Consider the following 23396-nt stretch of genomic DNA (forward strand, 5'->3'; position numbering starts at 1 on the left):
GATGTTACGTTCAGGAGAATCAACTATTTCCGCAATGAGTCACGGCTGTTCAGCGAGCGCGGCGAGGCGATCGACAGAGGCCAGCAACCGCTCCGACGTCGTCGCCCGCGCGCGCACTTCACGCTTCTCATCGTTCAATTCGGTCCAGTCGTAGGTGTGTGTCACCTTGGTGCGGCCGTCACCGAGCGGCTGCACCGACCAGCGCCACAGATGACCCGGCGGTTCCTTACCCGGTTCGGACGGCAACCAGGCAATACGCTTGCCCTCCACGAACTCCACCACGTGGTTCTCCCGCACCGCGCCATTGGTGAGCGTCATCAGGAACACCTCGCCCACGCCGCGAACCCGCTGCCCGCCAACGGCTTCCGCCAGATTGTCATTCCCGTCCCAGCGCGGCTGCTCCGCCGGATCGGCAATCAGCTCGAAAACGCGCTCCACGGGAGCGTCGATCTCCCGGCTGGCGGAGACGACGCGTGGTATCTCGGTATCCGTCATGCCCTGATCAAAGCACAGAACCAAGCACCTCGCGGGTTCGTATTCATAGGTAGGCACACCCCCGAGCCGCACATCCAACGGAGCACGCCATGCACCTGCTGACCGCCGCACCGACCACCGCGGCCAAACCCACCGTCCTGACCAACGTCGTCCTGGCGCTCTTCCGCGTCCTGGTCGGCGTGTCCTTCGCCTTCCACGGCTGTTCCACACTCTTCGGCAAACCCGTGGCGCCGCACGGCGCATTACCCGCGGTCGGAGCCTGGCCGTCCTGGTGGGCCGGAATGATCGAACTGGTCGCGGGCACTGCGGTCGCCCTCGGCCTCGGCACCCGGATCGCCGCCCTGCTCTGCTCGGGCGCGATGGCTTACGCGTTTCTCACCGTGCATCTCAAGCACGGCATCCTGCCGATCAAGAATGGCGGCGAACCGGCGGTGCTGTTCTGCTGGTCGTTCTTCCTGATCGCGATCATCGGGCCGGGGCCGTATTCGCTGGATGCGCTGATCGGGCGTTACCGGCGAGGATCGGCGGACTGAGCCCCGGCCCGGGGCGTACCGGCGCGCTGGTCCGGGTTACCAGCGCACGCGGACGGTTCGATTACCGGCCGAGTTCCGCGGCCTGCGCCCAGAGCCCGGCGACGCGCGCGGACTCCGACTTGCCCTGCGCCCGTCCGGCATTCGCGGCGGGCACGCGGGTGGCGGCATTGAGCGGGTCGGTCCCGAACGCCTCCAGCGAAGCCTCATCGGGCGTGATCACCTCGACCCGCGCGTCCCGCTCGATCAAATCGGCGACCTGCTCCCCCAATGCGTCATCGGGGAGCGGCGCGATCACCAGCACGCGCTCGAACCCGGACGCCAGATCCGCATTGGCCGAACTGCGCGCACCGCCATCGATATAGCGCACCCCGTCGATCGTGTACGGCGGCCACACCAGCGGCACCGCCGAGCTGGCGGTCACGGCATCCACCAGCGAAACGCCCGAATTGCGGTCGAATACCCGCAATTCGCCGGTCAGCGCGTCGACGGCGGTGACCAGCAGCGCCCGCTCCGGCCATTCGTGCACCGGCAGCCGCGATTCGACCACCGCTCGCCGCGCGCTCTCGGGCACGGTCTCCACCTCCAGCGCCAGCTCGCCCAAATGCCGCCGCGCGCCCATCGGATCACCCTCCGCCTCGGCGTGAATCGCCGCGACCTGCTCCCACACCTCCTCGACCGGAGTCCCCTGCGGCGTCAGCTCCTGACTCCACACCGCCGAATCCACCTGCCGCCGGAACAACTCCTCCCACGACAGGCCGCTGCTGATCTGCGCGGCGACATTCGCCCCGGCCGACGTCCCCACGATCAACTCGGCCTCGGTGATATCCACCCCCGCATCGGCCAACCCCACCACCAGCCCATTGGCCCAGGCGACTCCCGCCACTCCCCCGCCGCCGACTACCAACGCCCGCCGCACACCCATACCCGCTCCTAAGTCTCGCCCGACTCACTCCATCAACCTCAACCCTTACCAAGTCCATCCTCGAGCCTGCCGCCCGGGAGCACATGAATGTTCGATCTCTCCGCATATCGGTCAACTTCGACACTGACGATTCGCCCGGCCTCCATCCGTCTGGCACAGAACACCGGATCACAATCGCGGTGAATAATCGAGGCTTCGAGCGCCTCGGCCGCGTTCATCGCGATGTCGTCATCGCGAACGTGGCAGTCTTCCAATCGTTCCAAGCGCGGGCCGTAGAATTCCACGGTCTTCTCCTTCCAATTCTGTTGCCGCAGTCAGGATCTGGCGAGTCTTCCGCGATGCCTGCCACGCAGATCCCGGCCGATGGCTGCCGTAATGCATTGGCGGTCACGAATTTGAATACGCACCGTGCGGTTTTCATTCGCGGCACAGCGCCGCCTATCTCACCTTCTACGAAGCGGCCACCACCGTCCGCTCGGACGCTCTGACACTGTGGGAATAGGTGCGCGAGCAGTTCAAAGCGCAACAGCAGCAAGGTAATTCGAAGGGATTTTGGCGACCGTACGCTGACCAGTACGAGGCCCATTTCCCACACTATCTGCGACTGGAGTCCGCTGCGGACCGGGTGACCACACATCAACTCGTCATGGTGCCGGGGTTGCTGCAAACGCCCGACTACCGCCGCAGCGTGATCCGCATCGATGAACCGGAGCTCTCAGCGGTCGACCTGGAACGCCGGATCGAACTGACAACACGTCGGCAAGCGCGGCTGGATCAGCCCAATTTCCAACTGACGGTGCTGCTTTCGGAGGCGGTGCTGCGGCACCAACCCGCACCTCCCGAAGTTATGGCGGCACAGCTGAGTTGGCTCGCCACATCGGGTGAGCGGGAGAACTTCAGCATCCGCGTCGTGCCCTTCCGAGTCGGACCGCATCAGGGACTCACCGTTCAATCGTTCACCCTGCTCGAATTCCCACCGCTCGACAGGGGACTCGTGGAACCGCCCGTGGTCTACGTCGAAGGTGCGAGCAATACCGCCGTCTATCACGAGCGAGCAGACGTGGTGGACAGGTATCGGACGACCATTTCGGCCCTCACGGCGGTAGCGTTATCAGAACAGGCCAGCAGAGATCTGGTGTTGCAGTGCGCAAAGGAGTACGCGGCGTGATGGGACCGGCATTCGGCATTTGGTACAAGTCGAGCAGGTCGGAAGGCTGCAAAGCCTGCGTCGAAGTCCGGCACGATCCCGGCGCGACCCTGGTGCGCGATACCGAGGATGACGGTTGCGGGCCGGTGCTTGCGTTCCCGGCCGACGACTGGGCGACGTTCATCGCCAGTCGCGTCTGGGAGGGCTGACAACGCCTCGAGCTGATCTTGGCGGTGCTGTCAAGCCACTGAAAGTTCGAGCTGCACAAGGGTTCTCGATCGGTTAATCTCGCGCTGTCGTGGGGCAGGACGGTTAATTGATCGGGGGAACATGACTGACATCCTCAAGGTCGACGCGGATGCGTTGCGTGAGCTGGGCAAGACGCTGACGGGGCAGGCCGATGCCATCACCGGCATCAAAATCGATGTGGCGGTGACCATGCCGGGATCTCCTGTGCACGAGGTCTCCGCCGCGATCGACGAGAACACCGAGGCCGCTTTCCACGCGCTCGGTGATCGCGTGCGAAATATGGCCCGGGTGGCCGGATCCGGCGCGAAGACGTACGAAGAGGTCGACACGGCCTTCGGCGAACAGTTCGGACAACTGATGGGCGAGGCGGGCCGCCTGCCCAACGGCAAGAAGATTCCCGACTGATGACGACGATCAGCCACGTGCGCGGCTGCCTGCCCTCCACCATGGTCGACTTCGGCAAGGCCCTCGACACGGGAACCACCGAATTCACCAAACAGGTCGGCAATATGAGCACCGCCGTCGACAAGACCACCGCCAACTGGAAGGGCGCGGCCAGTTCCGCCGCGACCGCCGGGAAGATCTCACAGCGGTTGACGGGCACCAGGATCGACGAAATCGTCACCGCTGTCGCCGACTACTACAAGACCTACGGCGGCCGCCTGGACGCGACCCGCACCGCGGTGCTGAAGATCGTCGACCAGTCCGCACCCGCCGCGGGCATGAAGGTCGCCGACGACGGAACCGTCACCGCCCCAAAGTATCCGGGCGTTCCCGGCGATATCATCGCCCAGCTCATGCAGAACAAGCTCGACGGGCAAGCATCCTGGTTGCAAACCCAATTGCAGGAACTGCTCGAGGAATTCGGCGAGGGCGAGGATCAGGCCGCCACCTCCATCAAATCGGGTGTCACCGCGCTCGCGACGCTGAAGGACACGCCGACCGGGCCGATGCCGGACCTCGCGCCCATCCCGCCGCCGGTCTCACCCGATGGCAAGTATCGGATCGGTGATCCGAAGGAACCCTTCCTCAAACACGACGACACCTTCATCTACAACTCGAAGGACGGCAACTTCAGCGACTGGCTGGCCAAGCAGAAGTGGCAGGCGAAACTGCTCGGCGGCGAATACGTGAAGTCCGACTTCGACGATGCCACCGCCCTGTACCGGCACTACTGGGACAACAATGGCAAGAAGATGGAGTTCGACTACGACGAGGCGTACCGCGAGGACAAGAACATTCGCAACTCGGTCGACTCCGAAGTCAACCGCGCCGCCATGGCGGCGGACTACTTCGCGCGCACCGGCAATACGAATTTCAAAATCACCGGCGACCCGAATACCGTTGCGGGCAAGAACTATCCGGCCACCGAGAACTGGCAGAAGGCCATCGGCGGGCATCAACAGTGGAGTCACGCCAATGTCCGGGTCGAAGGCAATCGCGTCACCATGGACGTAACCGTCGAAGCGCAGGACTACTACGACTTCGACAAGGGCAAGAGCGATATCGGCACCGGCGCAAAGGATAACGAGAACGGCCGCTTCACCGAGATCGGCTGGGCGAAACCCTTCGAAACCCACGGCACCATCACCCGCACGGTGTCCTGGGATGTCGGCCAACCGCCCTCGAGCGGCGTCGTCGCGGAAACCTCCAACCCCGACCGCAATCCGGGCCGCGAGGACCGTTCCGACGGCCGCGGCGACGGCGATGACGGTCGCATGCCCGATAACGATCGCAATACCGGCGGAGCACGACCCAAATGAGGAAGCCATCGCGGCGGTACACGATGCGACCGCTACTCGCCGGTGCGATCGCAACCGTCCTCGCTGCGTCCGTAATCGGCTGCACCACAACCTCTTCCGATCCGAATCCGCAGGAAAGGACCAGCACCGTGTCCGAAGAACTGCGCCACAACGCCGAGCCGTTGCGCAAATACTTCCCCCTCATCGGCGACCCGGTCGCCGTGACCTGGACCAGCCGAGACAATTCCCGGGGCGGCCCCGGTCTGGTCACCTACTGGCTCGAAGCCGTCGTCGAACTGGCCCCGGCCACCGCGACCGACCTGCGCACCCGCTACGCCACCAGCGAATCCACTCAACCGACCGGACTACCCGCCGCCCTGCAAACCCAGGTCCCCGCCGGAAAGTACGCCACCAACCCGGATTTCGACACCGCCCTCGGCGGCTCCCCCGAATGGAACGGCACCGCAACCGGATACCTGCACAGAGAACTCCCCATCCTCGTCTTCACCGCCGTGGCAGGAGGCTGACATGCCAAGCGAACACGACGAACTAGGCGTGAAAGTCCAACGCGCCCAACACGCCTTGGCCACCATCCGCGCCACCGCCACAGTCGACGGCATCACAGTCGAAGTAGACGCCCAAAACCAACTGCTCGCAATCAGCGGCCCCCAAGGCAATTCCATCCTCACCGCCTACCACCAAGCCCTCCAAGAGATCCAATCCCAAGTGGCAGAAGCCATGCGCGAACTGAACGCCGACCCCCAAGTCGAATCCGCCCGCGCCTTCACCACCGCCAACCCCGCCTCCCTCGAAGCCGCCCGCCTCGACCGCGCCGAAGCCGAAGTAGACAACTACTTCGAACGCAGCTGGTAGTCACGCTGTAGCTCGGGGCGACGGTCACGCGGTGTCGTTCGATCCCGGTCGGCCCGAGGCTCGGTACCGTGATCAGCGGCATTCTCGCTTTTCTCGGCTCGACGAGCATTCAGAAGGTGTGGCCATGGTGATCCCGCCCGGGAACGGTGCATCGCAGTCCAGCTTTCCCGAAGTCGGTGGAACGACGGCCTGGCCGATGAATCCGGCGGGTTCTCGGTTCGTGCTACCCGCGGTCCTGTACGCGGTCGCGGCGCTGCTTGCGCTCGGTGGCATCTCGATTCTGATCAGTGGCGCGGAGCATTTCGTCACCGTGCTCGGGGCGTGTGGATTTCTGATCGTCGCACTGGGTGTTCTGTTGCTGGGGCTTTCCAGTGGTGTGCACGGCATGAGGAAAGGTGCCGGGGTACGGCATCGGAATGATGCTCAGGGAGCCGGAGTTGTTATCAGCTCGAGGCAGCAGACTACTGTGCTCCTTCTCCTGCTCGGCGGAGTCGCGGTGTATGGGGTTTCGGCATGGCGCGCATGGAAACTCGGGTTCGGCGATGAGTTACTACCGTTGTCACGCGACAATTCCGGTGCGGCGACGGTGGTGCTGATTCTCGCGGTCGCCGCAGCGGTGTTGTTCGTTTTCTTCGTGGTCATCTATACGCGGTGGACGGTCGAGCTGAACCCGCATGGAGTTCGCCGGGTGATGAGTTCCCCAATCCTGCGGCTGCACAAAGAGATTGCAGTCGATTGGGACGATATCGCAGCGGTTACACCGACAACGGTTCGGACCTCGGCCCAGACCGGCGAGCGACCGATGATCGAACTTCATCTCCGGACGCCGCGGCCCGAGGTTCAACACCGGCAGTGGGATGCCGTAGATCACATCGCGATTCCCGCGTATCTGCTTGCCACAGAACCGAATACGCTGCTGGTGGTCCTTCAATTCCTGAAGGATCACCCCGATCAGCGCGGCTTACTGACGCGACCGGATGCTCCGAGCTGGTTCACGCCACGCGGCACTGTCGGCCCCGCGGTGTAGCGTCCTGCTCATGTCGGATCGGGGGATCGAATACAAGCCGGGGATGGATGATCCCAAGCGGGTGTCGATGAATAGGTTTCTGCCGCAAGGGGTTTTGCGGGCGGAGATCAGTTATCGCAAGCCTGGCGGGTTGAAGGGGACGCGGGTGGTGGCGCGTTCCGAAGCGGAGTTCGCGGTGCTGCGGACCGCCGCCCACGAGGGTTATGGCGAAGTCTGGCGCAAGCCGGAGCAACTGTCGTTGAGTGAGGCCGAGGCTTATATCAAGAAGGTGTCGGACCAGTTGGCCCAGGAGCAAGAGGAGATCAAGCGCAGGCGCGAAGCGATCGACCTATCCTGCCCGTGGTGCAAACAGCAACGCACCTACATCGGCATACTCGGGCTGGTCACCGGCACAGCCCGGTGGCTATCGGACCGCCCCTCCGAATTGAGCCAGCAGGTCATCAACCAACACGCCTACCGCTGCAACCTGTGCGGCTCGATGCAGTTCTTCGCGGATGGCTACCTGGAGCACCCGCTGCCCGGCCGGGCCGCTCCCAACGACCGGCCGCCGTTCGGCTGACGCGCCAACAGGTTTCGGTCGCGCGCTGATTCAATGGCAGTTTCCGCGCCGTCGGCACCGTTCGCGAGTGCGAAATACGGTGGACTCGCTGTTGACCACGCACCTACCCTCGCACGATCGGAGGGAGAGAATTCATGTCCACACTCAAGGTCACCGTCGAACGGCTGGTCGTGCATCCGCATCCGAACGCGGATCGGTTGGAGCTGGCGCAGGTTGGGCTGTATCGCGCGGTTGTGGCCAAGGGGCAGTTCGCGACTGGGGATTACGCGCTGTATATCCCGGAGCAGGCTGTGTTGCCGGATGTGCTGATCGAGGAGCTCGGGCTGACGGGGAAGCTGGCGGGTGGGGCGCGTAATCGGGTGAAGATCGTTCGGCTGCGCGGTGAGGTCTCGCAGGGGATCGTGTGTCTGCCCGCACTGATCGAGGAGGTGGATCTTGCGGCGGCGGCCGCGGCGGGAACCGATTTCGCCGAACTGCTCGGGGTGACCAAATGGGCTCCGCCCGTACCGGTTTCGATGTCGGGACAGGTTGAATCCGCGCCGGAGTTGATCCGCTGGATCGATGTGGAGAACATCGCGCGCTACCCGGAAATCTTCACCGAAGGCGAGCACGTCATCGCCACCGAGAAGATCCACGGTAGCGCCTGCCTGTTCACCTACGACCGCGCCAGCGATCGAGTGCTGGTGTCCTCCAAGGGAATCGGCGCACAGAACCTCGCCATCGCCGACAGCGATGCCAACCTGTACTGGCGTGCCGTCCGTCGCTTCCAGCTCCCGGACATCGCCCGGAAGCTGGCCGCCACCCTCGATGTCGACCGCGTCGCCCTCTTCGGCGAGGTCTACGGTGCGGGCGTACAGGACCTGCACTACGGGGCGAACGCCGGACAGAACGACACCATCGGCTACGCGCTGTTCGACATCGCCGTCGGTACGGAAACAGACCCCCGCCGTTGGCTGACCCCTGCCGAAATCGACGTCGCCCTCGAAGACCTGGCCGCGGACATCCCCCGCGTACCGGTGCTCTATGACGGCCCGTACGACATCGACACCCTGCTCCAGCTCGCGAACGGCACCGAAACCATCACCGGCACAGCCACCAACATCCGCGAGGGCCTGGTGGTCCGCCCAGCCACCGAGCGCTACTCCGAAATCCTCGGCGGCCGCGCCATCGGCAAACTCGTCTCCCCCGCCTACCTGCTCCGCAAGGACGGCACGGAATACGAGTAACCACCACCGACTGACGCCCGGCGCAACACCCGCGCCGGGCGTCAGTCATTTCCACACCGGCAGAACAGAGTTCCGGATCTCCGCCCCTGTGAAGCCGGATTGCGCGGCAACTCTGCCGTGCGTAGTCTTCCCGCCGGGGCGGGGATAATCGGGGATCTCCAAGTTCTGCGTGATACATCCCGGTACCGGGGGATCTGATGCGCATGTGCCGCAAACCAATTCACTCCGGCCCAGCAGTATGTCAGCTCACTTTCGATCAGGAGTTCACTCAGTGGCCTTGCGCAACACCATTCGCACCGCGATGACCAGCGTCATCTTCATCTCCGCCATCGCCGCGGCAGCAGCCGCCCCCGCGACCGCCGAAGCCCCCCTCACCCCGGTGGCAACCACCACCCCCGACTCCGGCTCGGCCTCGGGCAGCGCAACAGCCGTACAAACCCTGCTGGACGCCATCACCTGCCCTTTCGTAAAGGTGCACTGCTGATCGCTAGCGCATAACAGCGAAACCGTCTCCGATTCCGCTTTGGAATCGGAGACGGTCACCAGCGCAGACCAGGCGGCCAAGCCCCCGAACGAAAGCTGACACCGTACCTCTGGTGCGCACGACGGCCTTCGAGGACGGCGAGGATCGTAATCGTGACGCACCCGCCCAGCAGCAGGGTGAGATCCACCCGGGCCGGCAGCAACGTCGATTCCCGGGCGGTGAGATCGATGGCGGCAACCGTCCAGGTCACAATGACGGCCACGGTCGGCCCGAGCAGTAGATGCCCGTCGACGGCATTGAACCAATGCTTGGTAATCAGGAAAGTCGCACGGATCAGAAACGGCACGACAGCCAGCCCGGAAGCCATGACCGCCACCACCGCGATCAGACCCGGCACCGGCCCCGCGAATCGATCGAATATCGACAACAACGCCGGAACCATGGCCAAAGCCGCGACACCGGCGATACAGATCCCCATCGTCCGCAGCGGATGAGCCAACTGTGCAGCAGTATCAGCCCGGTGCGCCGAATAGGTCACCGCCAGGATCACGACCATGGCGATCAAACAGACCGGAAACGCGACTATCGCCGACAGCACGAGACGCTGAACGCCCGCGAATGCCATACCTTCAACGGCGCTGCCCGAATACTCCCCGAGCACCAAGATATTGATAACCAAACCGAGCACCGTCCGAGCCGTCGCCAAGTCATCAACGGTCCGATCCAACGGCGCCAGCCGGTATCGCGGCTCGAAAAGCCTGCCCGCCAATCCCCACCCGTACCCAATCGGTATGACCAGCAGTCCCCACATCATCCCTCCCCCGCCGGACCTACCCAATCACGTTGGCGCACAACAGCTACCGAAGAACCATTCGGTTCAGCCGCGCAGCAGCGCACCCAGCGAGATTCGTGTGAATTGGCCTGACCTTAGATGGCGGCAATCCCCCGACTGAACTTCGGTCGGCCTGTCGAGAAGAAACCGGCACATTCGTGGCGCATCGAGCAGTTGTCACACTCCGCGACGTACGCGTTCTTCCAGTCCGAGATCGACTGCACAGCGAACGGCCGGATGCTGGCATCGAGGACGCACAGGGGCAGGTTGTAGATCGAAACGTTCACCCCGGCAACGGACAGGGCGTCGACACCAGCCTTCAACTGCTCCTGGTAATCGACGGGATCGATCCACAGTGTGGCGTCGTTGGCGACCGCGAAGCCGGTGTTTTCCATGCCCATCAGAGCCACATGATCGACGAATGGAAGGTTACGCGCGATCCAGGAGCAGGTCTCACGGAGACGCTGCGCGGTGATGGCGTGCAGAACAATACGAATCTCGACCCGTTGCCCCAGGTTCTTGAGTCGGAGCACGCCGAGAACAGTTTCATCGAACGCGCCCGCAGCCTGAACCACATAGTCGTGAATGTGATCCACCGCCGCATAGATCGGTATACCTGCTGAGAGCTGCGGATGCCCGACCTCGGCCCAGGCGTGCGCGACCTCGGGAACGGAGAAGGCGCGCCCGTTGGTCAACACGTGAATCGCCGTGTCCGGGAGCAGATCCCGCGACAGCTCCAGCAGCCCGATGAATCGGCGCCACTCGGTAAGCGGTTCCCCGCCGGTGAACGTCAGTGCGGGAGTCGCCGGGTCGAGCAGTGACAGTGCCTCTGCGATCTCGTCGATCAGCCAGCCATCATCGACCTTCTTCGGCGGCTGCGAACACATCAGGCAATAGTTGTTGCAGCGTTCGGTGACGAGGAAGAAGTTGTGCCGCGACGACCGACGGTAGAGCAACCTCACTCGACCCGACCGCGGGTAGATGCTCATCACATCGCCATCGCCGACCTCGGCGAACCCCGCCGGAAGTCGGAGGTAGCTCGTCGACGCGCCGTCCGGGCACACATCGCGCCCGACTGCGATCCGGAATCCATTCGCCTGCGCCGTCTTCCAGTCGCCATCATCGACGATCAGCGCGGCATCGCGATCATCAGACGGGGCACTGTTCGGGGGACGGAGCCGCACGATCCGGTTCTCGTCACCGAGGCCAACGTTGTCCGCCGCCGGTGATCGTCCTACCAGCAGAAGAGGTTTCATGACGCCCACTCCCGAAGAACGGCGGCGTCTTCGGGTGAGTGTTCCAACAGTTCGAACAAGTGAGTGATCACGCCCTTCTGTCGCTCACAGAACTCGGATAGCGGTTTGATCCCCAGCAGATCCCCTTGCGTCGCATGGTGATACACGGGGTCCGCGCCGCAGTTGGGCTCGAATACGCACGTCGAGCACTGTGGAGCCGTTTGGGTCAGCGAATCTGCCACCGCCGACACCAGCGTGTCGGACAACACGAGATCTCGGTAACCATGCTCATGAACATTGCCGAGTTCGAAGCTGCGGTCCCCCATTTCGGCGAGCATCCGCGCCTCGTCCGAGGCGAATACGGTGCCGTCATAGTTGTAGACCAGCGCACCGAGCCCGATCCCCGCCGGACTTCTCAGATCGACATACCCGATGGGCTCATCGCTCAGCATCCGGCGAAGGATCAGGGCCGAATAGAACTCGGGAAACCGGCGCCCGGACTTGTTGATCTCCAGGATGTAGCGAAGACCGCGCTTCCAGAATTCGAGCCATTCTCGGGCGTCGTACTTGTGAAACTGCTTGGTCTTGATCGCATGACCGTACGGGGACAACGGCCTCAGGAAGATGCCGTCGAGACCCTGCGCGAGGTATTCGTCGACGATCTCCTCCACACGATCCAGACTCGCTTCGGTGGTGGTCATCAACGCACCGACCCGGTCCGGACCGAGCCGCTCTCGAATGCGCCCGATTCCGGCCACCGCGAGCTCGTAGCTGTTCTGGCCACGACGGGGCCGATTCCTGTTGTGCAGATCGCGCGGCCCGTCCAGCGAGGTACTGAGCAGAACATCGTGCTCAGCGCAGAACTCGAGCACTTCGTCATCCAGGAGTGCCAGGTTCGTCGTGATCACGAATTGCAACTGCTTGCCCAGGGGCATCGCACGCTCCTCGGCGGTCACGACGATCCACCGGATGAGCTCGAAGTTCAGCAGCGGCTCCCCGCCTTGAAACTCGATCTTGATCATCGGCGCCGGCGCGGACAGTGCGATGTCCAGTGCTTTGGACGCCGTGGCGCTGTCCATGTCGTACCGGACGCGGTCCTTGCTCTGACGCGACACCTGGCAGTACGGGCAGGAGTGCTCGCATCGCAGCGTGACGACGAACAGGTGCAATGGCGTGGCGGCGCGCAGGAAGCTCAGGCGGCTACGCAGACGAAGGGCGAGAAGCTGCTGCGGTGCACGCTGATCCGCGGATCCGATGAAGAGCTTCTCGAAAGCCCTTTCATATAGCCCGTCACCAGGGGTGAGATCGAGCGCGCACAACCGCTCCAGCTCGGTTGCCGTCATTTCCGCCATGTCGCCAACCATGTTGCCGACCAGGAAGCGGTCTGCACCGAGGCGTTCGAACCGAATGGGCAGGAGTCGCAGCCGGGAGGTGTCAGGACGGAACGAGTCCGCAGAGGCGAAGCCGACCAACGGTCACTCCCCCTCTGCCAGCGATCCGAATGCCAACGCGACGATGACATCGCGATACCGGCCGGTCTCGCGACCGACCTTCTCGCGCAAGTTCTCGTCCGTCACGAGATTCAGGAAATGAGTGCGCAACTCATCGCCCCGGAGCTCTGACTGCGTTGGTGAGAGCCGACAGACGTATCGTCCGTCCGCTTCGTCGATCTGGCATGCCGCCTGCCCGATCAAGCGGTAAGCGGCCTCCTGCAGCGCGTCGAGCGACTGCACCGACCTGCTGAAGTCGACAACCAAATCAGACACTGACATCACTCGATCCCCTCACAGAACACGAAACCCACACTCGCCGAGAGCACCTGGCATAGTTCACCGCTCGGTCACTGAGGGGGCACCACAGTCGCGTCAACCACCGTGCACTGGTCCAATGCTCGCTGGGCAAGATCCTCGGCCTCGGGCGCAGCGAGGCCGAAGACCTCTTGCAGTTCGCGCGCGATCTCATTCAGGCCGAGGCCCTCCTTTGCCCGCGTGCACGCCAGAGGGAACGGATCGGGAGCAGGCTGCGCGCTGGTCGGCGGGGTCGTGGTCGGCGGCGGAGCGGCCGGTGTGGTCACAGCAGGCGGTGGGATGTACGGCACATTCGGTCCGCCGAGCCCCGGACTGGAAGACGCGTGAGAGGCATGCGAGGAATGGGATGAGTGAGATGAATGAGAACCATGCTGCGCGAACAACTTGCCATCGCTGGTGCGATGCGTCGTGAAGCTCATCAACTCGACGTCGTTCGGCAAGGCGACCTGACGCTCCGGCCGGGCCTCCTCCCGTGCCGCCGTGACGCGAGGTTCGTCCGTTCCCGTCGAGACGGACGCCTCCGCGATTGCCTGTGCGGCCGTGGGGATCGCGAGCGCGGCGAGGGCCGCCGTCAAACTCACGATCTTCGGCGTCTCACGCATTCGTACCTCCCGAAATCGAACCCGAGTTGACCACGGCGAACGAAATGTCCGTACGTTCCATCGCCACTCCCCCTCCATCACCACACAGATGATCTTCGAAACTTGTTGCCGCAAAGAGTATCTCGCCCGCCACCGCACCGTTACACATCGAGGCCACACGCGCCCGCCACAGCTACTACCAGCGCCGACACCGGCCGACCGCCGTGAAATCAGGACAAACACCGCATCCCGCCCTGCGGCAACGGATTACGGCTCGCGATCACGTTGTCGGCGGCCTCGTGGCGCCCTCATCTGCTGACGACGACTCAGCAATAGCACCTGGGATGTGCTCGTAGTCAAGTCTTCCCTATGTAACGACACTGTCGCCCAATGGATTTGAATACCGAGCAGCTGAATAGCCCACTTGTCGATACAACGAGGAAGCCCATGGATCTTCACGGCGCAATCGAGGATTTCGACCGCCCCGGCACTGCCGAGCATCTCGCGCTGGTCGGCCAGCAACGCCAGGAGGTCCTGACGCAGTTCCCGCTCGAAGCGTGGCAGGAACTGCCGCTGCGGCGATACGCTCTAGGTTTGGGCAGCGACGGGGACGAGGTTCCGTACTGCAAGCTGATGGAGTTCGGGACTCCGAATCTTGGCCGCCTCGGTGGTGGTAGCGCCAGCAAACACATTATCTTCCGCCATAATTCGGGGGAATGGAGACTGGCACCCGCACTGCACGGACTCGATACCGACACCGCGTGGGAACGGCTCCGCAGCGAGTTCGTCACCGCGTTCGATGCCGCCGCACGGAATGACTTCGCCGCACTCGACGAGCTCGAGATCCTTCGATCCGGGCAGTCGCTGGTGACGAAAACCCTGTCCACCTACTTCCCGCAACACTTCTTACCGATCTCCTCGGTCTCGCACCTCAGGTCGTTCATCGAATTGTTCGGCGGCACACCCGAACCCAATGCAGCCGCATGGCGGGCGAACAGGCAGCTGCGCGAACTGGTCAACCTCGAACCTGAACTGCGCGACTGGAATCCGCACGAGGTGATGTTGCTGCTGTACCAGGCTTTCGACCCCCGTCCCACCAAACGCACCGTCTGGAAGATCGCCCCCGGCAACAACGCCCGCTACTGGGGCGACTGCCGCACAGGGGAATTCATCTGCGTCGAATGGGACGAGATCGGCGACCTGAGTCAGTACACCAGCGACACCGAACTCAAACACGCCCTCGACCAGCAATGGCCCGAAACCACCGGCGGTAACAAGGCCAAGGCCCGGAATCTGTTGGCCTTCCGTGATCTCGAGCCTGGCGACCGCATCGTCGCCAACCGCGGCATGTCCCACATCCTCGCCATTGGCACCGTCAACGGCGGTTACCGATTCGACGAAACCCGCACCGTGTCACAGCATGTCGTGCCCGTCGACTGGGACACTCACTACGCGCAGGAACTCCCCCAACCACAGCGTGGCTGGAGGCCGACCTTCGCCAGAGTCCCCGAAAAGCTGTTCCAGTCCCTCCTCGAGGGAGGGACTGAGAACCTCGCCGAGACCGTAACCCCTTTGTTGGTGCCGGTACCCGAAGACGTCGCCCCGGTTTTGGCGGCACTGGACCGGAAGAGCCAGGTGATCCTGCACGGGCCGCCCGGCACGGGAAAGACCCGTCTGGCGCTCAACGTCGCGCTCGCCGCGAGCGGTCGTACGGCCTTGATCGACGCACCGGATCGTTCCCGCGCCTTAGCCGACATGCTTGCGGCAGGCCGTGTCTGCTTGGTGACCTTCCATCCGTCCTACGGATACGAAGATTTCGTCGAGGGCTACAAACCTGACCACTTGTCCACCGATCCCGGCTTGCAGCTCGCCCTGTCCGACGGGTTGTTCCACGAACTGTGCACCGCGGCCGCCAAGGACCCGGACCGTCAATTCCTGCTGATAATCGATGAGATCAACCGTGGTGATCTGCCGCGCATATTCGGTGAACTGATCACGCTACTCGAGCCCGACAAGCGCGGAATTCCGGTGCGCCTGCCGATCAGTAAGCGCGAGTTCGCGGTTCCGCCCAATGTACGGATCATCGGCACCATGAACACCGCCGACCGTAGCGTCAGCCACCTCGATGCCGCGATCCGCCGCCGTTTCGCCTTCCTGCACATCGGCCCCGATCCCGAACTCCTGTCCAGCAGCATCGGTCCGCTCGATCTGGCGGCCTTTCTCGAAGCGCTGAACACCCGCATCACCGCATGTCTGGACGCCGACCACCAGATCGGCCATGCCTACCTGCTGCGTGGTGACGAGCCCGTCGCAACCGAGGAGGAACTCGCCGCCGCCTTTTATCACGACATCGTCCCCCTGATCGAGGACTACTCCCTTGGCCGCACCGAACTGCTACGCAGGATCCTGGGCCGCCTGGTCGATGCCGACACCGGTCGGCCCGCTCAGATCGCGGTGCACGATCTCGCCACCTCTCTCGCCGCCGAGTTCACCACCGGGAGTGGCGAACTCGATGACTGACATCTGCCTGGCCGAATACGAATCGGTCGTGGTGCGCACCGACCAAGTCACCGACAGCGACCTCGAGCGGCTGCGCGCCCTGCAGGCCTCCAAGCGATTCACCGTGACTCCCGAACGCACCGGTTGGCGCCTCACCGCGAGCGCGACTGTCGGTGTACTCGGACTCGACCGCCTGCGTCTGATCATCACTCCCAAGATCGCCTTCGACGAGGCGTCGCTGCTGCGGTGGCTTTGCTATGCCGCCCACACGCCCGTACCCACCGACGCCACCCACCGCTGGATTTCCGGCCGGCACGGCCTCACCGATGTCATCGCTGCGGCGCTGCTCGATGAATGCCGAAACCTTCTGCGGGACGGGCTGCGCCGCGATTACATTCGCCGTGCCGCCGTGGACAGCGTGCTGCGCGGACGCCTGGACGTGGCAGCCCAGGTCTCCCGGCGATACGGCATGGTCGACAAGTTGCACATGCAAACCTTCGACCGCGACATTGACACCTGGGAGAACCGCGTCTGCGGCACAGCCCTGCGCACCGCACGCACCTTGGCGATCGACGACCATCTCGCACACCAACTCGGCACCATCGCAACGGAATTCCCGACAGAGATCATTCCAGGCGAGGCGGTTCGGCTGCTCGACCGCGCCTCCTATACCCGCGTAAACCATCGCTACCGCAACGCACACCAGTGGGCGGGACTGATCCTACGTGCGGGCGGCGTCACGAATCTGCTGACCGATCAAGGACATTCGGCCGGCAGCCTGCTGTTGGACATGCCCCGTTTGTGGGAAGCCATCGTGCACCGCCTCCTCAGCGACGCCGCCGCCCCACTCGGCGGCACCGCCGTCTCCTCGACCGGACCGCTCGGCCTCATAATCCGTGGTGACCTGTCCGCACGGCCGCCGTTTCGGCCCGACGTGCTGCTGCGACTACACACCGGAACGCCCAACGAGGCGCTGTTTCCAGCCGACGCGAAGTACAAGCATTACGCCACCCGCACCGTCAGCGCCGCCGACGTCCATCAACTCCTCACCTACATCGTCGGCTACAGCCCCGAGCACACCCCAGTCGCCGCGATCGTTCATCCGCAGCCTGGTGGCAGTACCCGTCGCACTCTGCGGGTGAACGGCAATGACCGGCGGTTGGGCAATGTACATGTGCTGGGCATCGATACCCGCACTGAACCGACACGGGCAGCTGAATGGGTTCGTGCGACGCTCTGGGGCGACGGCACCACCGTATGAAACCGCGGTGAGTGGTGAACCGATCGACCGGTGCCGGGAGTGCCGACCGATTTGACGGCCGGTTGAAGGACGGTCGATTGAGTCAGGTCCGAGCCCGCCCCTCTCCGATCTTGCCTGTCTGGTGAAGTGCCCCAATAGATTCGGATGCGTCGCTCGGGTTTTCGGCGTTACGCGTTGCCGACGCGTCCGACGCGCCGGAGCACCGCTATATCAGCCCCGTCGCGCGTCGTCGCGTACCGCCATCGCCCGCGCGCCGCATTGAACCTATATAGCAAAATTCAGCAGCTTGGCGAACGGATAGACCGATGCCGCACGAAGCTGCGCGGCAAGTTCCTGCCAAGTTGTCGGCCAACGACCAGGAAAGTCACCACTGTTACGAACGCCACGTACATGGAAGCAGACAACGTAATCGAGATCAGAAATACCAATTGCTGTCAGGAACTGCACCGAAATACCGAAGCTGACCGTTATCCGTCAACTTACCGGGTAGAGTCCTGAATCATCTTCGTATGTACAAGCCAAGGCTGTCGTACATACGAAGAGATGGCCAGGCCAAGGAATCGGCCTGGCCGGTGGTGTCAGCAGAACCCCGTCAACGTGAATATAGGTACTGCACTGCTGGTAGCAGGATGGCCCCTGCGACAACCAGCCAACGACCACGCACGGAGACCTCGGCGGTCAACCTGATGACTGCCGAGGGGCTCCGCTCTCTCCTGCGATTGTTAGTCGCCATGGACTCTCCTTCACTGAGACGAGGCGACGTGCCTCGTGTGGGTACATCCCCACGTCCCCACGAAGGTGAGCCCGCTCAGCGTAGCGACCGGATCGCTTGAATCACCGAGCATTTCGAGAATTTTCGTATTCCGTGGGTTTGCCCAGCATGGAATCCAAAATTCGAGCATGTGGGATCCAAGAATCGAGCGCACCGGATCCAGATTCGCCGCAGCTAGGTGTGACGTCTCACGAACCGGGCACGATGTAGCGACGAAACCGCTGACCGATTCACGACGGGCGCAAGGTCGAACGAGTCGCTCACCCTGTGCCGGAGTGTTCGTGAACGTGCTGGTCTCGACGGCTGTCGACCGAATGAAGTGTTGTCGCTGCGCTGATCCGATGACGGTCACTGGCACGATGGTTGATCACGGCGCGGTCAAAGGTGAAGCGCTGCACAGTCAAGATGAACGCAACGGCAATGCGCCCCTCTCGCGGTGCGTGCCTACGCTGGCAGTGGAGGCGTTGGCGAGTCTGCTCGGAAGTGCCGCCGGAGCCGATGGCCCGGGCGCTCACCAACTGCGATGGGTCTGGCGAATTCGCGGCGGCCCATGTAATGGATGGTTTGCAGTGGGAAAGTAGTGGGATTCGCGTGAATTGGTCTGACAACGAGAAAGCCCCTCACCAACTTGCGCTGGTGAGGGGCTTTTCTGGGCTCCCCCATCTGGACTCGAACCAGAAACCTGCCGATTAACAGTCGGCTGCTCTGCCAATTGAGCTATAGGGGATTGTGTCCCGGTTGCCCTCTCGGGCGACCGGAGAAAACTTTAGCGTATGGGTTGTTCAGTTCCCAAATCGTGGCTCTACCTGGGGACATGCGGGTGGAGGGGCGGCGTCGACAGGGGGCGGGGCTTCGGGCAGGATGTACACGCGGACAGGGCCAACGGGAGGAGCTTCTCGACATGCTGCGGTTGATCATCGGCGTCGCGGCCGGGTATGTGCTGGGCGCGAAGGCCGGGCGAGCCCGGTATGAGCAGATCAGTAAGACTACCCGCGCCATCAGTGAGAGTCCGGTCACACGGAAATTGGTGCAGGCTTCGCGGCAGCGGCTGTCGGACAAGTTGAGTACGCAGCCGAAGCTGGAGCCCATGGAGCCGCTGGATGAGCGCACCACCATTCTGGTGCCGCACGACCAGTTGCGGCGGTAGCTTTACCGCAAGACCACGAAACACCCGAAGTTGGCCGGATCTCAGCCAGTTTCGGGTGTTTCGGCGTGTAACCAGGCGGTTAGCGGCCGCCGAAGTCGTCGGAATTGCCCATGGCCTGGGTGAGCAGGCTCTTGCGGTACTGCTCCAGCGCGACCAGGTCACCGAACAGGGCGAAGTACGCCTCGGACTGTTCGGTGGAGGAGATGCGCTGCAGCTTGGACTTCAGTTCGGCGATCTGACGGCCGACCCACGCCTCCTGAACGCGCGCCAGCACGCCGGTGACCAGACGGGGGATATCGGCCTCGGATTTCACCGGTAGCTGCTCTGCGGCCAATTCGGACACCAAAGCGCGCATGGTGAGATCGTCGGTGTTGTCGGCGACGGCGGCAACCCATTCCGCGCCGCCCAAACCCGCTGCGGTACCGCCCGCTTCGACGATCGCGGCGCGGGTCGCCACATAGGCGGCGTGCGTGAAGGCTTCGGGTTCAAGGGAATCGAAGACCGGGCCCGCGAAGGCGGGGTACTGCAATGCCGCCGTCAACGCCTGCCGCTGCGGAGCCAGCACCGGATCGCGCGGGTTGGGGCGCGCCGCCGGTTGATCGGTAACCGGTTGCGCCGCTTCACGTTCGGGCACACCGGTGCGGCGGGTGCCGCCCGCCGCGGCGCCGCGGGCGCTCTTGCGAGCCTCGTCACCCACCCGGCGGACGACCATCTGGATGTCATCCCAGCCGACCCAGCCCGCCAGCTTGGTCGCATACGCCTTGCGCAGGGCGTTGTCCTTGATCTGCGCCACCACGGGCACACCGCGGCGCAGCGCGTCGACCTGTCCCTCGGGCGTATCGAGATTGTGCTCGGCGAGCAGACCGCGAATCACGAACTCGTACAGCGGGACTCGGCGCGCCACCAGATCGCGGACCGAACCGTCGCCGCTGCGCTGGCGCAGTTCGCACGGATCCAGGCCGTCGGGAGCCACGGCGATATAGGTCTGCCCGGCCAGCTTCTGATCGCCGGAGAACGCCTTCAAAGCCGCGGCCTGGCCTGCGGCATCACCGTCGAACGTGTAGATGATCTCGCCGCGCCAGAAATTGTCGTCCATCAGCAGCCTGCGCAGCATGGCGAGATGTTCGTCACCGAACGCCGTACCGCAGGACGCCACAGCGGTTTTCACGCCGGACAGATGCATGGCCATCACATCGGTGTAGCCCTCGACCACCACCGCCTGATGCCCCTTGGCGATCTCGCGCTTGGCCAGATCCAGCCCGAACAGCACCTGAGACTTCTTGTACAGCACCGTTTCCGGGGTGTTGATGTACTTGGCGGTCATGGTGTCGTCATCGAACAGGCGGCGCGCGCCGAAACCGATCACATCACCGCTGAGATTGCGGATCGGCCACAGCAGGCGGCGGTTGAAACGGTCCATGGGGCCGCGCTGGCCCTGCTTGGACAGGCCCGCCGCCTCCAACTCCTTGAACTCGAATCCCTTGCGCAGCAGATGCTTTGTGAGGGTGTCCCAGCCGCCGGGGGCATAGCCGCAGCCGAACTGCGCGGCCGCGTTCGCGTCGAAATTGCGGTCGGTGAGATATTTGCGGGCCGTCTCCGCCTCGGGCTCACCGAGTTTGGCCGCGTAGAACTCGTGCGCGGCGGCGTTCGCGGCGACGAGCCGGGAGCGGGTGCCGCGATCGCGCTGCACCGAGGTGCCGCCACCCTCGTAGGTGATCTTGTAGCCGATCTTGTCCGCGACCTGCTCGACCGCTTCCACGAAACCGACATGCTCGATCTTCTGCAGGAAGGCGAAGACATCGCCGCCTTCACCACAGCCGAAGCAGTGGAAGTGACCGTGATTGGGCCGCACATGGAACGACGGCGACTTCTCATCATGGAAAGGGCACAGGCCCTTCATGGAATCGGCACCGGCACGCCTCAGCGCCACGTACTCGCCGACCACATCCTCGATCCGAGCGCGTTCACGAATCGCCGCGATATCGCGGTCTGGAAGTCGGCCTGCCACGCAGCGAGTCTAGCTCGCCCGCCTCCCCTGAACTCGGTCGCACGGCCCGGGAGCCATTGACCGCACCGGGGGCGACGTCTGCCAGGATCTACCGGTGCTCAGCCTCTATCACGACTCCTCGACCCCGGTGCACAGCGTGCCCGCCGGGGCGAAGCTCGTGGTACTCGCCGTGGCCGGAACCGCGCTCTTCCTCGTGCCGTCGATCATGTGGCTGGCGATCGCGCTCGCGGTTGTGCTGGCGCTGTACGCGATTGCCCGGATCCCCTGGCACGCGACCGCCCGCCAGGTGCTGAGCCTCGCGCCGTTCCTGGCGCTGATCATGCTCGCGCAGCTGCTGTTCACCGGTTGGCAGAGCGCGGTCCTGGTCGGCGAACGCGTGCTCACCCTGGTCCTGCTCGCCAATCTCGTGACGCTCACCACGCGCACCTCGGCCATGATCGACACCATCGAAAAGGCGCTGCGCCCACTGCGTCCCCTCGGTGTGCGACCGGATCGCGTCGGCCTGCTGATCGCGATGACCATCCGATTCATCCCGGTCATTCGCGAACAAGCCGAGCTGGTGCGCGCCGCGCAACGCGCCCGCGGCATCGAACGCAGCACCGTATTCCTCATCCCCCTGCTGATTCGCACCCTCCGCATGGCAGATCAGGTCGGCGAGGCCCTGGACGCGCGCGGCCTCGACTGACGAGTTGCCGGAAGTGTGCGCACCAGACGTGGCCCACCACCCCGGACCCCGGTCCGCATAGGATGCCCCGGTGCGTAGTAGGGATTTGGCGCAGGTAGCGCTGTTCGCGGCAATCATGGTGGTACTCGGGTTCTTCCCCCTGATCCAGTTGCCGGGTGCTTTCGCACCCTTCACCTCGCAAACCCTCGGCGTGATTCTGGCGGGCGCGATCCTCGGCGCGAAGCGCGGCTTCCTGGCGATCCTGCTCTTCGACGCACTGGTGTTCATCGGTCTGCCGGTGCTCTCCGGTGGCCGCGGCGGGCTCTCGGTGATCATGGGACCGACCGGCGGCTTCGTCATCGCCTATCCGATCGGCGCACTGGTGATCGGCCTGCTCACCGAACGCCTGTGGCGGTACTACAACCTGCCGATCGCCTTGGCGATCAACTTCTTCGGCGGCGCGGTCGTGCTCTACGCCATCGGTGTGCCGTGGATGGCGGTGGCCGCGCATCTGCCGCTGCACAAGGCGATCGTCACCTCGGTCGCGTTCCTGCCGGGCGATGTGGTGAAAACCGTGATCGGCTCATTGGCCGCTCTCGCGGTGCGACAGGCCTATCCGATGATTCCGGATCCTTCGAAGAAGAGTGCGGCCCGCACGTGATCGAACTCGACGCCGTCTCGCACAGCTTCGGTGACCGCGAGGTGCTGGCACGCCTGGATCTGACCCTCACCGAACGACGAATCGCGGTGATCGGCTCCAATGGCTCGGGCAAATCCACCTTCGCGCGCCTGCTGAACGGTCTCCAGGTCCCCAGCCAGGGCCAAGTGCGAGTGGACGGGCTCGATACCCGCAAACAGGGCCGGGCCGTGCGCCGCCGCGTCGGATTCGTCTTCCAGGATCCGGACGTGCAGATCGTCATGCCGACCGTCGCCGAGGATCTGGCCTTCGGTCTCAAACACCACGGTCTCGCCAAAGCCGATATCGCCGAACGGGTTTCGGAGGTCCTGGCCGAATACGGTCTCACCGAATTCCGTGATCACCCCGCGCACCTGCTCAGCGGCGGGCAGAAGCAATTGCTGGCCATCGCCGCGGTGCTGTCGATCCGCCCCGACCATGTCATCTTCGACGAACCCACGACCCTGCTGGACCTGCGCAATAAACGCCGCATCACCCGGCTGCTGCGCGAACTCCCGCAGCGGATCGTGGTCATCTCACACGATCTGGATCTGCTCACCGACTTCGACCGGGTGCTGGTCTTCGACGCGGGCCGCCTGCTCGCAGACGGCCCGCCCGCCGAAACCATTCCGTTCTATCTGAACCACTGCGGCTGA

General features: G+C 63.9%; 27 protein-coding genes and 1 tRNA gene. 17 read left to right on the forward strand and 11 right to left on the reverse strand.

The annotated features are described in order from the left end of the window. Positions 1-39: 39 nt before the first annotated feature. Complete coding sequence (locus tag ACFC0O_RS44995; protein WP_375968432.1) at positions 40-495, reverse strand: SRPBCC family protein; 456 nt, start codon at positions 493-495, stop codon at positions 40-42. Positions 496-584: 89 nt separating this feature from the next. On the opposite strand from ACFC0O_RS44995, the gene ACFC0O_RS45000 reads away from it, so the two are divergent. Then, positions 585-1028, forward strand: a complete 444-nt coding sequence (locus ACFC0O_RS45000; RefSeq protein ID WP_375968433.1) for a DoxX family protein — start codon at positions 585-587, stop codon at positions 1026-1028. A 61-nt stretch (positions 1029-1089) separates the two neighbouring features. Here ACFC0O_RS45000 and ACFC0O_RS45005 read toward each other — a convergent pair whose 3' ends face one another. Together ACFC0O_RS45005 and ACFC0O_RS45010 are read right to left on the reverse strand one after the other, a co-directional pair. Then, positions 1090-1950 (reverse strand): patatin-like phospholipase family protein, encoded by an 861-nt coding sequence (locus ACFC0O_RS45005; RefSeq protein WP_375968434.1) that lies wholly within the window; start codon positions 1948-1950, stop codon positions 1090-1092. A 38-nt stretch (positions 1951-1988) separates the two neighbouring features. Then, on the reverse strand, positions 1989-2234 hold the full coding sequence (locus ACFC0O_RS45010; protein ID WP_375968435.1) for a hypothetical protein: 246 nt from the start codon (positions 2232-2234) through the stop codon (positions 1989-1991). Positions 2235-2452: 218 nt separating this feature from the next. Here ACFC0O_RS45010 and ACFC0O_RS45015 point away from each other — a divergent pair, with 218 nt between their 5' ends. From ACFC0O_RS45015 to ACFC0O_RS45060, 10 genes are all read left to right on the forward strand, one after another. Continuing rightward, entirely contained in the window at positions 2453-3118 is a 666-nt protein-coding gene (locus tag ACFC0O_RS45015) for a DUF5753 domain-containing protein (protein ID WP_375968436.1), read from the forward strand. Next, positions 3118-3306: a DUF397 domain-containing protein gene (locus ACFC0O_RS45020; protein WP_375968617.1), complete on the forward strand. Its 189-nt coding sequence runs from the start codon at positions 3118-3120 to the stop codon at positions 3304-3306. Before ACFC0O_RS45015 ends, ACFC0O_RS45020 begins: the two co-directional genes overlap by 1 nt. A 121-nt stretch (positions 3307-3427) precedes the next feature. Further along, complete coding sequence (locus tag ACFC0O_RS45025; RefSeq protein ID WP_364638453.1) at positions 3428-3751, forward strand: hypothetical protein; 324 nt, start codon at positions 3428-3430, stop codon at positions 3749-3751. Continuing rightward, positions 3751-5109, forward strand: a complete 1359-nt coding sequence (locus ACFC0O_RS45030; protein ID WP_375968437.1) for a hypothetical protein — start codon at positions 3751-3753, stop codon at positions 5107-5109. The genes ACFC0O_RS45025 and ACFC0O_RS45030 overlap by 1 nt, the downstream gene beginning before the upstream one ends. A 128-nt stretch (positions 5110-5237) precedes the next feature. Next, positions 5238-5615, forward strand: a complete 378-nt coding sequence (locus tag ACFC0O_RS45035; protein WP_375968438.1) for a hypothetical protein — start codon at positions 5238-5240, stop codon at positions 5613-5615. Position 5616: 1 nt separating this feature from the next. Beyond that, positions 5617-5961 (forward strand): hypothetical protein, encoded by a 345-nt coding sequence (locus ACFC0O_RS45040; RefSeq protein ID WP_375968439.1) that lies wholly within the window; start codon positions 5617-5619, stop codon positions 5959-5961. 124 nt (positions 5962-6085) lie between these two features. Continuing rightward, positions 6086-6988, forward strand: coding sequence for a hypothetical protein (locus tag ACFC0O_RS45045; RefSeq protein ID WP_375968440.1), 903 nt, complete (start codon positions 6086-6088; stop codon positions 6986-6988). Between the two features lie 10 nt (positions 6989-6998). Further along, the gene (locus tag ACFC0O_RS45050) at positions 6999-7547 is read left to right on the forward strand and encodes a hypothetical protein (protein ID WP_375968441.1); all 549 of its coding nucleotides are present in this window, start codon (positions 6999-7001) and stop codon (positions 7545-7547) included. 134 nt (positions 7548-7681) lie between these two features. Beyond that, a complete protein-coding gene (locus tag ACFC0O_RS45055; RefSeq protein ID WP_375968442.1) occupies positions 7682-8773 on the forward strand; it encodes an RNA ligase (ATP) in 1092 nt (363 codons plus the stop codon). 271 nt (positions 8774-9044) lie between these two features. Continuing rightward, a complete protein-coding gene (locus ACFC0O_RS45060; protein WP_375968443.1) occupies positions 9045-9257 on the forward strand; it encodes a hypothetical protein in 213 nt (70 codons plus the stop codon). Between the two features lie 55 nt (positions 9258-9312). Here ACFC0O_RS45060 and ACFC0O_RS45065 read toward each other — a convergent pair whose 3' ends face one another. From ACFC0O_RS45065 to hxsA2, 5 genes are all read right to left on the reverse strand, one after another. Then, positions 9313-9936: a hypothetical protein gene (locus ACFC0O_RS45065; RefSeq protein WP_375968444.1), complete on the reverse strand. Its 624-nt coding sequence runs from the start codon at positions 9934-9936 to the stop codon at positions 9313-9315. Between the two features lie 248 nt (positions 9937-10184). Then, positions 10185-11345, reverse strand: a complete 1161-nt coding sequence (gene hxsC / locus ACFC0O_RS45070) for a His-Xaa-Ser system radical SAM maturase HxsC (RefSeq protein WP_375968445.1) — start codon at positions 11343-11345, stop codon at positions 10185-10187. Beyond that, positions 11342-12796 (reverse strand): His-Xaa-Ser system radical SAM maturase HxsB, encoded by a 1455-nt coding sequence (gene hxsB / locus ACFC0O_RS45075; protein ID WP_375968446.1) that lies wholly within the window; start codon positions 12794-12796, stop codon positions 11342-11344. The genes hxsC and hxsB overlap by 4 nt, the downstream gene beginning before the upstream one ends. 3 nt (positions 12797-12799) lie before the next feature. Beyond that, complete coding sequence (locus tag ACFC0O_RS45080) at positions 12800-13090, reverse strand: hypothetical protein (protein ID WP_375968447.1); 291 nt, start codon at positions 13088-13090, stop codon at positions 12800-12802. Between the two features lie 74 nt (positions 13091-13164). Beyond that, positions 13165-13734, reverse strand: coding sequence for a His-Xaa-Ser repeat protein HxsA2 (gene hxsA2 / locus ACFC0O_RS45085; protein WP_375968448.1), 570 nt, complete (start codon positions 13732-13734; stop codon positions 13165-13167). A 375-nt stretch (positions 13735-14109) separates the two neighbouring features. Between hxsA2 and ACFC0O_RS45090 the strand changes: the two genes are divergently transcribed. Next, complete coding sequence (locus ACFC0O_RS45090; RefSeq protein ID WP_375968449.1) at positions 14110-16233, forward strand: AAA family ATPase; 2124 nt, start codon at positions 14110-14112, stop codon at positions 16231-16233. Further along, positions 16226-17473: an McrC family protein gene (locus ACFC0O_RS45095; RefSeq protein WP_375968450.1), complete on the forward strand. Its 1248-nt coding sequence runs from the start codon at positions 16226-16228 to the stop codon at positions 17471-17473. The genes ACFC0O_RS45090 and ACFC0O_RS45095 overlap by 8 nt, the downstream gene beginning before the upstream one ends. 264 nt (positions 17474-17737) lie before the next feature. Here the strand turns inward: ACFC0O_RS45095 and ACFC0O_RS45100 are convergent, their stop codons facing one another. Together ACFC0O_RS45100 and ACFC0O_RS45105 are read right to left on the reverse strand one after the other, a co-directional pair. Next, entirely contained in the window at positions 17738-17920 is a 183-nt protein-coding gene (locus ACFC0O_RS45100; RefSeq protein WP_375968451.1) for a hypothetical protein, read from the reverse strand. 979 nt (positions 17921-18899) lie between these two features. Then, positions 18900-18972: transfer RNA gene (locus ACFC0O_RS45105), tRNA-Asn, on the reverse strand. A gap of 174 nt (positions 18973-19146) precedes the next feature. Here ACFC0O_RS45105 and ACFC0O_RS45110 point away from each other — a divergent pair. Continuing rightward, positions 19147-19392, forward strand: coding sequence for a hypothetical protein (locus ACFC0O_RS45110; protein ID WP_364638469.1), 246 nt, complete (start codon positions 19147-19149; stop codon positions 19390-19392). A gap of 79 nt (positions 19393-19471) precedes the next feature. Here ACFC0O_RS45110 and dnaG read toward each other — a convergent pair whose 3' ends face one another. Next, positions 19472-21400 (reverse strand): DNA primase, encoded by a 1929-nt coding sequence (gene dnaG, locus ACFC0O_RS45115; RefSeq protein WP_375968452.1) that lies wholly within the window; start codon positions 21398-21400, stop codon positions 19472-19474. A gap of 94 nt (positions 21401-21494) precedes the next feature. On the opposite strand from dnaG, the gene ACFC0O_RS45120 reads away from it, so the two are divergent. The 3 genes from ACFC0O_RS45120 to ACFC0O_RS45130 all read left to right on the forward strand — a co-directional run bounded on the left by ACFC0O_RS45120 (position 21495) and on the right by ACFC0O_RS45130 (position 23396). Continuing rightward, complete coding sequence (locus ACFC0O_RS45120) at positions 21495-22085, forward strand: energy-coupling factor transporter transmembrane component T family protein (RefSeq protein WP_375968453.1); 591 nt, start codon at positions 21495-21497, stop codon at positions 22083-22085. Between the two features lie 70 nt (positions 22086-22155). Beyond that, positions 22156-22725: a biotin transporter BioY gene (locus ACFC0O_RS45125; RefSeq protein WP_375968454.1), complete on the forward strand. Its 570-nt coding sequence runs from the start codon at positions 22156-22158 to the stop codon at positions 22723-22725. After that, a complete protein-coding gene (locus tag ACFC0O_RS45130; protein WP_375968455.1) occupies positions 22722-23396 on the forward strand; it encodes an energy-coupling factor ABC transporter ATP-binding protein in 675 nt (224 codons plus the stop codon). Before ACFC0O_RS45125 ends, ACFC0O_RS45130 begins: the two co-directional genes overlap by 4 nt.

The organism is Nocardia sp. NPDC056100, assembly GCF_042266325.1.
GTDB lineage: Bacteria > Actinomycetota > Actinomycetes > Mycobacteriales > Mycobacteriaceae > Nocardia.

Bases quoted from the DNA above. Each gene is read 5' to 3' on its own strand.
- ACFC0O_RS45040 (WP_375968439.1), top strand. From the start codon at position 5,617: ATGCCAAGCGAACACGACGAACTAGGCGTGAAAGTCCAACGCGCCCAA.
- ACFC0O_RS45030 (WP_375968437.1), top strand. From the start codon at position 3,751: ATGACGACGATCAGCCACGTGCGCGGCTGCCTGCCCTCCACCATGGTC.
- hxsA2 (WP_375968448.1), bottom strand. From the start codon at position 13,734: ATGCGTGAGACGCCGAAGATCGTGAGTTTGACGGCGGCCCTCGCCGCG.
- hxsC (WP_375968445.1), bottom strand. From the start codon at position 11,345: ATGAAACCTCTTCTGCTGGTAGGACGATCACCGGCGGCGGACAACGTT.
- ACFC0O_RS45110 (WP_364638469.1), top strand. From the start codon at position 19,147: ATGCTGCGGTTGATCATCGGCGTCGCGGCCGGGTATGTGCTGGGCGCG.
- ACFC0O_RS44995 (WP_375968432.1), bottom strand. From the start codon at position 495: ATGACGGATACCGAGATACCACGCGTCGTCTCCGCCAGCCGGGAGATC.
- ACFC0O_RS45045 (WP_375968440.1), top strand. From the start codon at position 6,086: ATGGTGATCCCGCCCGGGAACGGTGCATCGCAGTCCAGCTTTCCCGAA.
- ACFC0O_RS45095 (WP_375968450.1), top strand. From the start codon at position 16,226: ATGACTGACATCTGCCTGGCCGAATACGAATCGGTCGTGGTGCGCACC.
- ACFC0O_RS45005 (WP_375968434.1), bottom strand. From the start codon at position 1,950: ATGGGTGTGCGGCGGGCGTTGGTAGTCGGCGGCGGGGGAGTGGCGGGA.
- ACFC0O_RS45025 (WP_364638453.1), top strand. From the start codon at position 3,428: ATGACTGACATCCTCAAGGTCGACGCGGATGCGTTGCGTGAGCTGGGC.
- ACFC0O_RS45050 (WP_375968441.1), top strand. From the start codon at position 6,999: ATGTCGGATCGGGGGATCGAATACAAGCCGGGGATGGATGATCCCAAG.
- ACFC0O_RS45020 (WP_375968617.1), top strand. From the start codon at position 3,118: ATGGGACCGGCATTCGGCATTTGGTACAAGTCGAGCAGGTCGGAAGGC.
- ACFC0O_RS45055 (WP_375968442.1), top strand. From the start codon at position 7,682: ATGTCCACACTCAAGGTCACCGTCGAACGGCTGGTCGTGCATCCGCAT.
- ACFC0O_RS45000 (WP_375968433.1), top strand. From the start codon at position 585: ATGCACCTGCTGACCGCCGCACCGACCACCGCGGCCAAACCCACCGTC.